15 protein-coding genes are annotated in these 13,976 nt (G+C 42.9%); all 15 read right to left on the bottom strand.

Translation table 11 applies throughout. From position 1 onward, the window contains the following. Positions 1-2: 2 nt before the first annotated feature. Positions 3-1,424: a F0F1 ATP synthase subunit beta gene (gene atpD / locus ACN6MT_RS05230; RefSeq protein ID WP_419954998.1), complete on the bottom strand. Its 1,422-nt coding sequence runs from the start codon at positions 1,422-1,424 to the stop codon at positions 3-5. 162 nt (positions 1,425-1,586) lie between these two features. Further along, positions 1,587-2,444: an ATP synthase F1 subunit gamma gene (gene atpG, locus ACN6MT_RS05225; protein ID WP_063254600.1), complete on the bottom strand. Its 858-nt coding sequence runs from the start codon at positions 2,442-2,444 to the stop codon at positions 1,587-1,589. 149 nt (positions 2,445-2,593) lie between these two features. Then, on the bottom strand, positions 2,594-4,102 hold the full coding sequence (gene atpA / locus ACN6MT_RS05220) for a F0F1 ATP synthase subunit alpha (RefSeq protein ID WP_063254599.1): 1,509 nt from the start codon (positions 4,100-4,102) through the stop codon (positions 2,594-2,596). A 26-nt stretch (positions 4,103-4,128) separates the two neighbouring features. Continuing rightward, the gene (locus ACN6MT_RS05215; RefSeq protein ID WP_419954997.1) at positions 4,129-4,665 is read right to left on the bottom strand and encodes a F0F1 ATP synthase subunit delta; all 537 of its coding nucleotides are present in this window, start codon (positions 4,663-4,665) and stop codon (positions 4,129-4,131) included. Then, positions 4,662-5,189 carry a F0F1 ATP synthase subunit B gene (locus tag ACN6MT_RS05210; RefSeq protein WP_419954996.1) on the bottom strand — a complete coding sequence of 176 codons (528 nt, stop codon included), beginning with the start codon at positions 5,187-5,189 and terminating at the stop codon, positions 4,662-4,664. The genes ACN6MT_RS05215 and ACN6MT_RS05210 overlap by 4 nt, the downstream gene beginning before the upstream one ends. A 162-nt stretch (positions 5,190-5,351) precedes the next feature. Next, the gene (gene atpE, locus ACN6MT_RS05205; protein ID WP_053368380.1) at positions 5,352-5,564 is read right to left on the bottom strand and encodes a F0F1 ATP synthase subunit C; all 213 of its coding nucleotides are present in this window, start codon (positions 5,562-5,564) and stop codon (positions 5,352-5,354) included. Positions 5,565-5,637: 73 nt separating this feature from the next. Then, positions 5,638-6,348 (bottom strand): F0F1 ATP synthase subunit A, encoded by a 711-nt coding sequence (gene atpB / locus ACN6MT_RS05200; protein ID WP_063254596.1) that lies wholly within the window; start codon positions 6,346-6,348, stop codon positions 5,638-5,640. 23 nt (positions 6,349-6,371) lie between these two features. After that, the gene (locus tag ACN6MT_RS05195; RefSeq protein WP_063254595.1) at positions 6,372-6,746 is read right to left on the bottom strand and encodes an ATP synthase subunit I; all 375 of its coding nucleotides are present in this window, start codon (positions 6,744-6,746) and stop codon (positions 6,372-6,374) included. Positions 6,747-6,753: 7 nt separating this feature from the next. Further along, the gene (locus ACN6MT_RS05190) at positions 6,754-6,975 is read right to left on the bottom strand and encodes an AtpZ/AtpI family protein (protein ID WP_063254594.1); all 222 of its coding nucleotides are present in this window, start codon (positions 6,973-6,975) and stop codon (positions 6,754-6,756) included. A 325-nt stretch (positions 6,976-7,300) separates the two neighbouring features. Further along, the gene (locus ACN6MT_RS05185) at positions 7,301-9,487 is read right to left on the bottom strand and encodes a S8 family serine peptidase (RefSeq protein WP_419954995.1); all 2,187 of its coding nucleotides are present in this window, start codon (positions 9,485-9,487) and stop codon (positions 7,301-7,303) included. Positions 9,488-10,185: 698 nt separating this feature from the next. Then, complete coding sequence (gene upp, locus ACN6MT_RS05180; RefSeq protein ID WP_063254591.1) at positions 10,186-10,815, bottom strand: uracil phosphoribosyltransferase; 630 nt, start codon at positions 10,813-10,815, stop codon at positions 10,186-10,188. Between the two features lie 114 nt (positions 10,816-10,929). Further along, positions 10,930-12,171 (bottom strand): serine hydroxymethyltransferase, encoded by a 1,242-nt coding sequence (gene glyA / locus ACN6MT_RS05175; protein WP_419954994.1) that lies wholly within the window; start codon positions 12,169-12,171, stop codon positions 10,930-10,932. A gap of 198 nt (positions 12,172-12,369) precedes the next feature. Beyond that, a complete protein-coding gene (locus tag ACN6MT_RS05170; protein ID WP_419954993.1) occupies positions 12,370-12,936 on the bottom strand; it encodes a TIGR01440 family protein in 567 nt (188 codons plus the stop codon). Between the two features lie 9 nt (positions 12,937-12,945). Continuing rightward, positions 12,946-13,386 (bottom strand): ribose 5-phosphate isomerase B, encoded by a 441-nt coding sequence (gene rpiB, locus ACN6MT_RS05165; RefSeq protein ID WP_419954992.1) that lies wholly within the window; start codon positions 13,384-13,386, stop codon positions 12,946-12,948. Between the two features lie 78 nt (positions 13,387-13,464). After that, on the bottom strand, positions 13,465-13,899 hold the full coding sequence (locus tag ACN6MT_RS05160) for a low molecular weight protein arginine phosphatase (protein ID WP_419954991.1): 435 nt from the start codon (positions 13,897-13,899) through the stop codon (positions 13,465-13,467). Positions 13,900-13,976: the final 77 nt, after the last annotated feature.

The following is a 13,976-nucleotide window of genomic DNA, read 5'->3' as shown; positions in this document are numbered from 1 at the left end:
CTTTAGGCCTCTACACCCATGCGTTTTGCATTTTCCACTACGTCTTCAATACGTCCGACTAAGCGGAATGCATCTTCTGGAAGGTGGTCATACTTACCTTCAAGGATTTCTTTAAAACCACGAACTGCTTCTTTTACTGGTACATAAGATCCTGGCTGTCCAGTAAACTGTTCAGCAACGTGGAAGTTTTGAGACAAGAAGTTTTGGACACGACGTGCACGAAGTACCACTAACTTATCATCATCAGAAAGCTCATCCATACCAAGGATCGCAATGATATCCTGTAATTCACGGTAACGTTGTAAGGTTGATTGTACTTGACGAGCAACATTATAGTGCTCTTCACCCACGATTTCAGGTGACAATGCACGAGAAGTTGATGCAAGTGGATCCACCGCAGGGTAGATACCCATCTCAGAAAGCTTACGCTCAAGGTTCGTTGTTGCATCTAAGTGAGCGAAAGTTGTAGCTGGAGCCGGATCCGTATAGTCATCGGCAGGTACATAAATCGCTTGGATAGAAGTAACAGAACCTTTATTTGTTGAAGTAATACGTTCTTGTAATTTACCCATTTCAGTTGCAAGAGTAGGCTGGTAACCTACGGCAGAAGGCATACGGCCTAATAACGCCGACACTTCCGAACCTGCTTGTGTGAAACGGAAGATGTTATCCATGAAGAAAAGAACGTCCTGTCCTTGCTCATCACGGAAATATTCAGCCATTGTCAAACCAGTCAAAGCAACACGCATACGTGCTCCTGGCGGCTCGTTCATTTGTCCGAATACCATCGCAGTTTGTTTGATAACGCCTGAATCTGTCATTTCGTGATAAAGGTCATTACCTTCACGTGTACGCTCACCAACACCAGCGAATACCGAAATACCGCTGTGCTCTTGCGCGATGTTATTGATTAATTCCTGGATTAATACAGTTTTACCTACACCGGCACCACCGAATAGACCGATCTTACCACCCTTAATATATGGAGCAAGTAAGTCTACTACTTTAATACCTGTTTCAAGAATTTCTACTTCAGTAGAAAGATTTTCAAATGTTGGAGCTTCGCGGTGAATCGAATCATGGCGCTCACTCGCTGGAATATCCTCTTTAAGGTCAATTGCTTCACCTAGTACGTTGAATACACGTCCAAGTGTTACGTTCCCAACTGGTACAGAAATTGGAGCTCCTGTATCAACAACATCCATTCCGCGCATTACACCATCAGTGGAAGCCATTGCAATTGTACGAACAGTATCATCACCTAAATGAAGGGCTACTTCTAGGGTTAAGTTAATATCAACTTCTGATTGATTCTGCGCTTTGTAATCGATACGTAAAGCGTTATAAATCTCAGGAAGCTGACCGTTTTCGAACTTAACGTCGATAACCGGACCCAAAATCTGAAGAACGCGTCCTTTGTTCATTTTTTTCCCTCCTATCTTACTTTTTCACATCCTTCTATTAAAAAAGAACGATGTGAATCACACTTTACTAGTTATCATCCTGATATGCAGCTGGAAAGATGTACTCATTCCCTCAGCCAGGACGTATCAAGGCCCCCAAACAGGGGTTATTTTTAAAAAATACTACTCTAGTGCTGCCGCTCCGCCGACGATTTCCGCAATTTCTTGTGTAATCGCTGCTTGACGTGCACGGTTGTAGATGAGTGAATAATTTTTGATCATTTCTTTCGCATTATCAGTAGCATTTCTCATCGCCGTCATCCGGGCTGCATGTTCACTCGCTTTACTGTCTAAAAGAGCACCGTAAATTAAGCTCTCAGCATATTGAGGCAGGAGAACGTCTAAAATTTCTTCTGCAGATGGCTCAAATTCATAAGATGTAAGTTTTGAAGAAGTTGAAAGATCCGTTAGTGGAAGAAGCTTCTTCTCGGTTACTTCTTGCGTAATGGCACTTTTATAATGCGTGTAGTATAAGTAAAGTTCATCGAAGGTTCCATCGGAGAACATACCTACAGTACTGCTAGTAATGTCTTTCACGCTTTCGAAGCTCGGTTGATCGGATACCCCGATAATTTCGAGATCGACATTGATACCACGTTTCACAAAGAAGTCGCGGGCTACACGACCGATTGCAATAATCGAATATTCCTCTTTCGATTTGTGGCGGCTTTGGATTGTTTGAAACACACGACGGATTACGTTACTGTTAAAAGCACCAGCAAGACCACGATCGGATGTCATAACAATATATCCCGTTTTCTTGACAGGTCTAGATTGAAGCATTGGATGATTAATTCCATTGCTGCCCATTGCGACAGCGACCGTCACTTCCTGAATTTTCTCCATGTAAGGAACAAATGCCTTTGCATTCATCACTCCACGGTTCCATTTCGCAGCGGAAGTCATCTCCATTGCCTTAGTAATCTGACTCATCTTTTTTGTCGAATTAATACTATTTTTTATATCGCGTAATGATGCCATAGGTTCTCACCACCCTCTTACAAAGATTGTGTTTGGGTTTGGTGGAGGTGAAGGAAATGGTTAAGGGTCACAGGCACGGTTTCTAGTGCCTGTTACCCCTTCATCATTCCTTCACCAACCCTTACCCGTTACTAAATGTCAGACCCTACTTATTCGGAAACTGCAAACGTCTTTTTGAAAGCGTTAAGTGCAGCAGCCATATCGTCATCAGAAGGAAGATCTTTCGTCTTCACAATATGGTCTAACAAGTCTTTGCGGTTGTGGTCTAACCAGTTAAGGTATTCTGATTCAAAACGACGGATGTCTTCTAAAGGAATATCATCTAGGAATCCGCGTGTTAATGCATAAAGAATTGCAACTTGCTTTTCAACAGAAAGCGGCTTGTGAAGATCTTGTTTAAGAACTTCAACGGTGCGGGCACCGCGGTTAAGCTTCGCTTGTGTAGCTTTATCTAAGTCAGAACCGAACTGTGCAAATGCTTCTAGCTCACGGTATGAAGCAAGGTCAAGACGCAGTGTACCTGCTACCTTCTTCATCGCCTTGATTTGTGCGGATCCACCTACACGAGAAACGGAAAGACCTGCGTTGATCGCTGGACGTACACCGGAGAAGAATAGGTCTGATTGTAAGAAAATTTGTCCATCTGTGATGGAGATAACGTTTGTTGGGATATAAGCAGAAACGTCACCTGCTTGTGTTTCGATAAATGGCAATGCAGTGATGGAACCAGCACCTAATGTGTCGTTCAATTTCGCTGCACGCTCGAGTAAACGGCTGTGCAAGTAGAATACATCCCCTGGATATGCTTCACGACCTGGAGGACGACGAAGTAATAGGGAAAGTTCACGATATGCAGCAGCTTGTTTTGATAAATCATCATATACGATAAGAACGTGCTTGCCGTTATACATGAATTCTTCACCCATTGCAACCCCAGCATAAGGAGCTAAGAATAACAATGGAGCTGGTTGTGAAGCAGATGCAGTTACAACGATTGAGTACTCTAGTGCACCATGCTTACGAAGGGTTTCAACAGCACCACGTACAGTTGATTCCTTTTGACCGATAGCAACGTAGATACAAATCATGTCTTGACCTTTTTGGTTCAAGATTGTATCGATTGCAACGGATGTTTTACCTGTTTGACGGTCACCGATGATTAACTCACGCTGACCGCGGCCGATTGGCACAAGCGCGTCAATCGCTTTAATACCTGTTTGTAATGGCTCATGAACGGATTTACGAGCCATAACGCCTGAAGCTACTGCTTCAATCGGGCGAGTTTTTGTTGTATTGATTGGACCCATACCATCAACTGGTTGTCCTAGAGAGTTTACAACACGACCAATTAGTTCCTCACCTACTGGAACCTCCATGATGCGTCCTGTACGACGAACCTCGTCACCTTCTTTAATGTCAGTGAAAGGTCCAAGAATGATAATACCAACGTTATTTGCCTCAAGGTTTTGAGCCATACCCATAACGCCGTTTGAAAATTCAACAAGTTCTCCAGCCATGACATTGTCGAGGCCATGAACACGTGCGATACCGTCACCAACAGAGATAACTGTACCTACATCACTCACTTGAATTTCAGCCTGATAATTTTCGATTTGCTGTTTTATCAGGGCACTAATTTCTTCAGCTTTGATGCTCATGAGTTTCACCCCTATTCTTACGAATCTTAGCTTAACAATTTACGTTCTAAACGGTCTAGCTTTCCGCGCAAAGAGCCGTCGTATATACGGTTTCCGATTCGGAGCTTAATGCCGCCGAGCAATTCGGAATCCACGATGTTTTCAATTCTTAGTGATTTCTTGCCAATCTTTGCTGCAAATGTTGCAGAGATTGCTTCACGTTCGGCGGATGACAAGCCACGTGTGCTGTATACTTCAGCATTCGCTACTCCCTTTTCTTCATTTGCCAGTTCAAAGAATTGGTTCGCTACTTCAATGATCTCGTCCTCGCGATGGCGATCAATCAAGATCAATAGTGTATTCAGTACATATGGATTAACTGTTGAAAAAGCTGCTGTTAAAATCCCTTTTTTCTTATCAGTTGTAAGTTTTGAAGAGTTTAAAACTGCCTTAACATCAGCATTGTAGACCATAACTTCCTTTACTACACGAAGTTCTTCTTCTACTACTTCAAGAAGCTGCTGTTCTTTTGCGATTTGAAAAAGAGCCAACGCGTAGCGTTTTGCTACCATGGAGTTGCTCATCGCTTTTCTCCTGCCTCTTGAATATATTCGTTAATCAGTTTATCTTGGTCTGCTGCATTCAGTTCTTTTTCAATTACTTTAGAAGCAATTAATACAGACAAGGAAGCAACTTGTTCACGAATAGCGGCAACCGCTTTTTCTTTCTGCTGCTCAATTTCAAACTTCGCAGATTCTTTAATGCGTTCTGCTTCAGTACGAGCTACAGCAATGATTTCTTCACGCTGAATATCGCCTTGCTTTTTCGCATTTTCAATTAAACCTTGTGCTTCTGAACGAGCTTCTTTTAAAAGAGAACGCTGCTCTTCTAATAGTTTCTTTGCTTCAACGCGACTTTGTTCTGCTGCTGAAATTTCTCCAGCTACATGATCTTCACGCTGTTTCATAATGCCCATTAAAGGGCCCCAAGCAAATTTCTTCAGCAATACCATTAAGATGATAAACATGACAAGCTGGAAAATAATATCTCCCCAGTTTACACCAGAATGGGCTGCTGCTGCTCCTAATACAAAACTATTTGTTAACACCTGCGATTCACTCCCTTCAAGGTCTTTCCTTAAAACAACCTATATATCAGTCGAAATAATTGTCGAAATCAATCGTTTATGCACATCAATGAACATAAACGAATGGCGAAGGTTCTCACGAATGATCTTCGCCATTTATATGAACACTCGGAAAGTGCTCGATTATTGACCTTGAACCATGAACGCGATAACAACCGCGATGATAGGAATCGCCTCAACTAACGCAACCCCGATGAACATTGTAGTTTGAAGCATACCGCGAGCTTCTGGTTGACGAGCGATACCCTCTACAGTTTTTGATACGATAAGACCGTTACCGATACCAGCACCTAGTGCTGCTAAACCAATTGCGATTGCTGCTGCTAAAAGACCCATTTGAAAATTTCCTCCTTTAATGTATGAAAAAATGAATTCTTATTTTTTGTCCTTATAAAAAGAACGGTTTATCTTAATGGTCGCTGCTCACTTTGTGAGCTAAGTACACCATTGTTAACATACAGAAAATAAATGATTGGATGGCACCGACAAAGACTGAGAAGCCTTGCCATACCAGCATTGGCAGTGCAGCGGCGAGTGTTCCGCCCACACCGGTTGCTAAACCAGCTGCGAGTAAGCTTAATAAAATTTCCCCCGCATAAATGTTTCCGTAAAGACGGAGACCGAGAGTCAGAGTATTTGCAAACTCTTCAATAATTTTAATCGGGAACATAAACCAGAATGGTTTAAAGAATTCCCTTCCATATGCTCCTGCGCCTTTCATCTTGACACCGTAGTAGTGAGATAATCCCACTATCAATGTAGCTAACGTCAAGGTTACAGCCGGATCTGCTGTTGGAGATTTCCACCAAAGAACTCCGTCTACAACAATTGAGAATGGAAGTCCCAGCATATTGGATACAAAGATATACATGATGATGGTAATTCCGAGAATGTGGAATCGCCCGCCATCTTTCCAATCCATCGTACTGTTAATAATGTTTTTAACAAAATCCATGACCCATTCCATAAAGTTTTGCATTCCGGTCGGTTTCATGGCCAGTCTACGAGTAGATAGGACGGCTAACAAAAAGACAATCGCACTTGCTATGGTGATCATCAAAATGTTCGCCAGGTTAAATTGGAGCCCAAGAAACGTTACTATTGGAGCTTCGTGATGCAACAGTATTCACCTCGCTTCCCCCGCTATTTATCTAAAAAGAAATTGTGCGTAAAAAAATCTATCATAATGACAATGTAGGATGTCATTAATCCTATAACTACACTAATGAGGTGAAACTGCTCAGGGTACCTCATTGTGATGACAATCGCAAGTGCACCGGTTGCCAATCGAGAAAAAGATCCAAGTGAACGAACACGTCTTCCTTCAGCCGCCGCCTGTCCAAAGCTGTCAATTTTACGTGCCATCAGCCACAAATTAAAGAGGCTCAAACTTGTCCCAAGAATCAATCCAAGAAAGATTGATTGATGCGCAGTGAACCCCCAGCCAAGCACATAAAAAGACAATAAAAAAAACATCCACTTTCGCTGTCGGGCAAACATTGTTTGAAATTCTGGCATGGTTGGTTTAATCTCCTGAATAGAACTTGCGAATTGAAACGAGCATTGAGTAAGTCCCTGCCGCTAAACCTATAAACAGTCCAATTATTAAGAAAATTGGTTCTGTACCCCACTGTTTATCGAGCCATCTGCCTGCAAAAATCCCGATTAGAATCGATCCAACCAGGGATGCCAGGATAGCTGACATTAGGGCATAAGCTTTAAATGGATTGCGGTTTTCATTACGCATATTATCGCATCCTCGCTATAAGAGAATACTGAAATCGAGGCTTATGTATAAAAGGAAGATAGATAAAAATTGTTGAGAATTCTGTCGATTTACGTGAAAACCCTCTCATTTTACATCCTTTGTTAGCATACCTCAGCCATTTTCCAATGTCAATGGATTTACGTGAAATTACCCACAAACTATGCAGAGTAATTTCTTCCATCTGGATGTTTTTGTTAACACTATTATTGTAGTGTAATTACACTTTAATTTAGTGACGTAATTGTGTCTATTTTGTGAACAAATTTGACAAGGAGTGGTCCAATATGTCCCACCCCTGTTTGTTCTATTTAACTACCTCTCCAATTACGAGCATTGTTTCAATAAAATCTTCTTTCCCCGCCTTTTTGGCGAAGACTTTCGCGAGATAGATTCCATCAGGAGGAAGGTTTTCTTCTGTTATATCCCTGCTGACCATTCCCTTTTTTACATTCTGTTCGGTATCTAAGAAGCCAACAAATCGAAAATCATCCGGATTGAAAAGAGCAATCCCAAACTCCTCAGCACCGCCAGGGAGGTATACTTCATACCGATAGGTCCCCTGCCGGTCGCCATCCTTAAAGTCAAACCCCATTACTCTCGGGTAATTCGGTTCTTCAAGAACATAGATATAGGGAATATGAATCGGATTGGAACCAGCATGGATGGTAAGATATCCATCATGAATTTTGCCTTTCAACTCTGGAGGATTGACTTCTAATTCTAGCTTTACATCTCTTGTTTCTCCTGGCTTGAGTGTAAAGGCAAGCGGGAAACGCCATTTCAATCCGTCTGCCTGCTTCGGAATGTCGAACGTATAACGCACGGATTTATCACTCAGGTTCTCCACATGTAAAAAGGCTTTGTGATTATCCCCTTCACTCTCAAATTTTCCGAATCGCAGTGAACTTGGACTGACTAGCGAAGTTGCTTTCACCGCCTCATTGACTTGAATTCTTCCTGCCCCTTGTTCATACGTCCGATATGGTTTTCCGTTTTTAGCTAACGGCTTGGCTGTATTCATTAAGGCTGCCTTAATTTGGTCCGGTGTCCAATCTGGGTGTGCCTGTTTAATCAAGGCACAAGCCCCCGCTACATGCGGTGCTGCCATACTTGTCCCCTGCAGTGATAGATAGCCGCCAGGAATGGTCGAGTTAATCGCGACACCAGGTGCAACAATATCAGGCTTTACCTCCCATGTGTCTGTTACCGGCCCCCTCGAACTGAAGTCGGCAAGCAAATCCTTTTCTTCCGCCACTTCGACTTTCACCAACGAATTCGTTTTACTTTTTAACAGCTCCCCTTCTTTCTTCGGAAGGGAACCTACCGGGATGTCCATCGGCTCTTCGAGATTCCCCATAAAGCCGCCGCTTAAGTTATTGTAGATAATCACTGCCTTGGCGCCAGCCTCACGCGCATTTTTTGCCTTCTCAGAAAATGTTATTTTTCCTCTTTTGAGGAGCACTATTTTACCCATAACATCTTTCAAATCTTCCTTGGTTCCGAGACCGCCGTCTACAATCGGGTAGGTACGGTCTAGGCTCCAACCAGCCGACCCCTCTAGCGGTTGAATACGTAATCTATCCCGGATTCCTTCTATTAATAAATAAGGCACCTCTATTGTTGGGGTTGAAGCCCCAACGGATATTGCCTTCGACGCTGTTCCTGGCGATCCCACACTCCAAACATTTGGCCCAGAATTCCCTGAGGCCGCAATTGCAACGATTCCTTTATCGACAGCTCTGTTCAACGCAAGACTGATGGGCAGGTCTGGACCGTTGATATCATTTCCAAGTGAGAGGTTCATGATATCAACCTTATCCTTGATCGCCTGCTCGATGGCAGCAAGCACGTTCTCGGTAGTGCCTCCGCCGCCAGGACCAAGCGCACGATAAGCAAGAATTTTGGCGTCCGGCGCTACTCCCTTTAACTTTCCGTTCGCAGCTATAATACCAGCAACGTGAGTACCGTGAACGGTCGCTCTTCCCAAGGTTTTCGTTTCCATTGGATCGGCATCGTTATCAACGAGATCACGTCCGCCCGCAAAATTTCTTTTTAAATCAGGATGGGTGTAATCGACCCCCGTATCAATCACTCCAACAGTTATCCCTTTCCCCGTCAAGCGGCGGTTATTTTTATCAAAGAGGCCGCGAATCTCCTCGCCGCCGATAATCTTAACCCCTTCCTCCACTTGAGCCTTATATTGGTTCACTGGGGAAACGCTGATGATTTGCTTACTGTTTTGTGCTAATTTTTCTATCGATTCAGGGTTTCCTTCTACGGAAAAACCATTAATGGCTTCTTGAAAAACACGCCTTAAATGGATGTCTTTAAAGGGTTTGATTAGTTGCTGGATATCCTGTGGAGATTGAGGCTGGTCAAGAACCACAATGGCAATCCGTTCTTTCGGAATCGGAGGCATCTCAAGTGAACGAGCAGAAGTGGTCGTTTGGAGGGAGAAAACAAGTACGAGTAAAAGTGTCCATTTTTTCATATAAAAAATTCCCCTTTTTTCATATCGTTTTCATTTAGCGGGGAAAGTATGCAGGTTTTTGTTGGGTGCCGCGTTTTTTGTGGGTGGAGGGAAGGGTTGTTTCCATTCAGGATACCTCTTTTTTAGACAAACCTTTCGTGTTTATCCTGTGTTTTGTCTTTATGAATCCTTGTTGGGGACAAATCTTTCTTTCCCTTCGCTGGATTTGTCCTCGGGACCCCTTGTTGAAGACAAATCTCTCTTCATTCTCGTAGGGTTTGTCCTCAAGACCTCCTATTGAAGACAAATCTCTCTTCATCCTCACCAGATTTGTCCCCAAGACCTCCTATTGAAGACAAATCTCTCTTCACCCTCGCTGGATTTGTCCTCAAGACCTCTTATTGAAGACAAATCTCTCTTCATTCTCGCTGGTTTTGTCCTCAAGACCTCCTATTGGAGACAAATCTCTCTTCACCCTCGCTGGTTTTGTCCCCAAGACCTCTTATTGAAGACAAATCTCTCTTCATTCTCGCTGGTTTTGTCCTCAAGACCTCCTATTGGAGACAAATCTCTCTTTACCCTCGCTGGATTTGTCCCCAAGACCTCCTATTGAAGACAAATCTCTCTTCTTCCTCACCAGATTTGTCCTCAAGACTCTCCAAATAACAAGAAACAAAAAAACTGAGCAGACATCCAGTCTACTCAGCCTCAAATAACTCCTATTTCGTCCCAAACAATCGATCCCCAGCATCCCCAAGACCTGGTACGATGTAGCCATGGTCATTCAATTTCTCATCTAACGCAGCAATGTAAATATCCACATCTGGGTGTGCAGCCTTAACAGCTTCTACGCCTTCTGGTGCCGCAATCAAGCACATAAATTTAATATTTTTCGCACCGCGCTTTTTCAAACTATCGATGGCCACGTTCGCTGAACCGCCTGTTGCGAGCATTGGGTCAACCACGATGAATTCACGCTCTTCCACATCACTTGGCAGCTTGATGTAGTATTCGACTGGCATTAATGTTTCCGGGTCGCGGTATAATCCGACATGTCCTACTTTTGCAGCCGGAATCAATTTCAGGATTCCATCAACCATACCAATCCCTGCGCGTAAAATCGGTACAATCCCGATTTTCTTACCAGATAATACCTTTGATTTAGCTGGGCAGACTGGCGTTTCAATTTCGATATCTTCAAGCGACATATCTCTTGTGATTTCAAATGCCATGAGTGTTGCGACTTCGTCTACTAATTCACGGAATTCTTTTGTTCCTGTATGTTTATCACGAATGTATGTAAGTTTGTGCTGAATAAGTGGATGGTCGAAGACGTATACCTTTGCCACAATGATCGCCCCTTTATTAAAATTTAACTCCGTCTCATTTTACAGAAAAACGATGCAAGTAGCAACTAGAGACCAAAAAGAAATCGACCCTTTTCGAGTCGATTTCACAGATGTTTAATATTCAGGATAAAGCGTGAATTTACCTGTTAAAGCTTCAACACGAGCAGCTGCCTCTTTAAGCTTCGCTTCGTCTTCATGATTTTTCAAGGTAAATGCAATAATTGATGCGATTTCATCCATTTCTTCTAAACCGAAGCCACGGCTCGTAACAGCAGCTGTACCAATACGGATACCGCTTGTTACAAATGGGCTTTGCGGGTCAAATGGAATTGTATTTTTATTAACAGTGATTCCGACTTCATCAAGAACCTTTTCAGCAACCTTACCCGTTAACCCAAGAGTCTGCATATCTAAAAGCAGCAAGTGGTTGTCTGTACCGCCTGAAACAAGTCTGATTCCTTCTTTTTGTAAGCCTTCCGCTAAACGCTGTGCATTCGCAATAATCTGACCTGCATACTCTTTAAAGCTATCTTGAAGAACTTCTCCAAATGCTACCGCTTTTGCAGAGATTACATGCATTAATGGACCGCCTTGAATTCCAGGGAAGATCGATTTATCAATCTTTTTGCCCCACTCTTCTTTACAAAGAATCATTCCGCCGCGAGGTCCGCGTAGTGTTTTGTGTGTAGTAGTCGTTACAAAATCAGAATATGGAACTGGATTTTGATGAAGTCCAGCAGCCACTAGACCGGCAATATGAGCCATATCGACCATTAAATAAGCGCCAACTTCATCTGCGATTTCACGGAACTTAGCAAAATCGATTTCACGTGGGTATGCACTCGCACCAGCAACAATCATCTTAGGCTTGTGCTCACGTGCTTTCGCTAGAACATCATCATAATTAATGCGATGAGTCGTTTCATCAACACCATATTCAACAAAATTATATTGAACACCACTAAAGTTTACTGGGCTTCCGTGTGTTAAGTGACCGCCGTGTGAAAGGTTCATACCAAGCACTGTGTCGCCTTGTTCAAGGACCGTAAAGTAAACGGCCATGTTTGCCTGTGCGCCAGAGTGTGGCTGTACGTTTACATATTCAGCACCAAAGATCTCTTTCGCACGATTGCGCGCAAGATCTTCGACAACGTCCACGTATTCACAACCGCCATAATAACGGCGGCCTGGATAGCCTTCTGCATATTTGTTGGTTAACACTGAGCCCTGTGCTTCCATTACCGCTTCACTTACAAAGTTTTCTGAGGCAATTAATTCGATTTTTCCGCGCTGGCGTCCTAATTCCTGTTGAATCGCTTCAAATACCTGCTTGTCCTGATTAGACAAATGCTTCATGGTAATCCCCCCTGTATGTATGAACCTGATTTAACTTTTTGAAAATTCCCTCTATATAATAGCACGTTTCTCCCTAAAAGAGAAATGGGGATTCGTAAAATCCCCACTTTTTTTATTTTACACTATTAAAATGATAAAGAAAACAATCTACACACGAACGTTATATTAAAAATATAACTAAACGTTCGTATATTTAATTCAGCTACAGCTGGAGTTCCCCGGCGTTTTTTCATACACAGCTCTTGCTCCGCCAATTAATTTCGGCCGTGTTTTCGCTAATGTTACATGTGCATGTCCTACTTTTTTCTGCGTTACCCTTATAGGTACAGCAACATGTTTCAAGTGCATGCCAATGAAGGTCTGGCCAATATCGATGCCCGCGTCTGCTTTTAAAAATTCAACGACAACGCCATCCGAAAATTTTTCAAATGCATAGGTTGCCATTGCCCCGCCAGCAGTTCTTACCGGAACAACCGATACTTCTTCTAACCCCCGTTTAACCGCTTCCGAACGTTCGATGACCAATGCTCGATTTAAGTGCTCACAGCATTGAAATGCCAAAGCAACTCCTGAATCCCTCGCAAATCCACTTAATTGACGGAAAATCATCTCAGCCACTTCACTTGTACCAGCTGTTCCGATTTTCTCGCCGATTACCTCACTTGTACTGCAGCCAACTACAAACAGCTGCCCCGGCTTTAAGGATGCCTGGTTTTGAAATTCAATCAGAATGGTTTCAAGTTCTTTTTCCCATACTTGAATCATCGTCTCAACCTACTTCTGCTCATATTCGCTGATTTTTCCAACGCGGGTGGCATGGCGGCCGCCCTCAAATTCTTCTGTCAGCCAAATTTTTGCAATATCACGTGCAAGACCAGGGCCAATGACACGCTCCCCCATTGTAAGCATATTGGTATCATTGTGGGCGCGTGTTGCCTTTGCACTAAATGTATCGTGCACAAGCGCACAACGGATTCCCTTCACCTTATTTGCAGCAATACTCATCCCAATTCCTGTGCCACAAATTAAAATCCCTCTATCAAACTCACCGCTTGCTACCTTTTCAGCTACAGGTAATGCATAATCTGGATAGTCTACAGACCCTTCACACTCACAGCCGAAGTCTTTGTACTTAATCCCAAGCTCATCCATTAAACTAGCAATTTCCTTGCGAATATTAACCCCGCCATGATCTGACGCTAATGCTACTTTCATATTTAAAACCTCCCTATTAATCCTTCCTTAATATTGACATACCCATAAAAAAATATAAAGCCCTCAACACTGAGAGCTTTACAATTTTTCGATTGCTTTCGTTATTAATTTTTCGAGCTCCTGATAGGTCTCCTCGTAGATAGCTACACTTCCGCCAAACGGATCCACTACGTCAACATCGTATTTCTCACCCGTAAACTCCTTGAGGGTGAAAACCTTACCCGCTGTTTCGGGATATTGTTGTAGAATCGCATTCTTGTGGGACCCTGTCATGGTTAAGACCCAGTCCGCCCAATGAACAGATTCTAAAGTTAGCATATTGGATAAATGATTATGTTCGATATGATTAGCTTCTAGGACTTTTTTGGCATGAGCAGATGCCTCACTGCCCGTTGCAGCATAAATTCCCGCGGACTTCACTTCTAGTCCGTTAATCTTTTTACTTTTTAAAATTGCTTCGGCCATAGGGCTCCTGCAAGTATTACCTGTACAAACAAACAAAATGCGCTTCATGCGGCATGCCCTCCTTTTCATTTATGTATCTATACTATCATTTCTCCATAACCAATGAAAAAACCTTTCACTGTTTT

The organism is Neobacillus niacini (assembly GCF_048572935.1).
Taxonomy (GTDB): Bacteria; Bacillota; Bacilli; order Bacillales; family Cytobacillaceae; genus Neobacillus; species Neobacillus niacini.
Note: the sequence above shows the minus strand (reverse complement) of the source record. Positions and strands in the feature narration are given on the sequence as shown.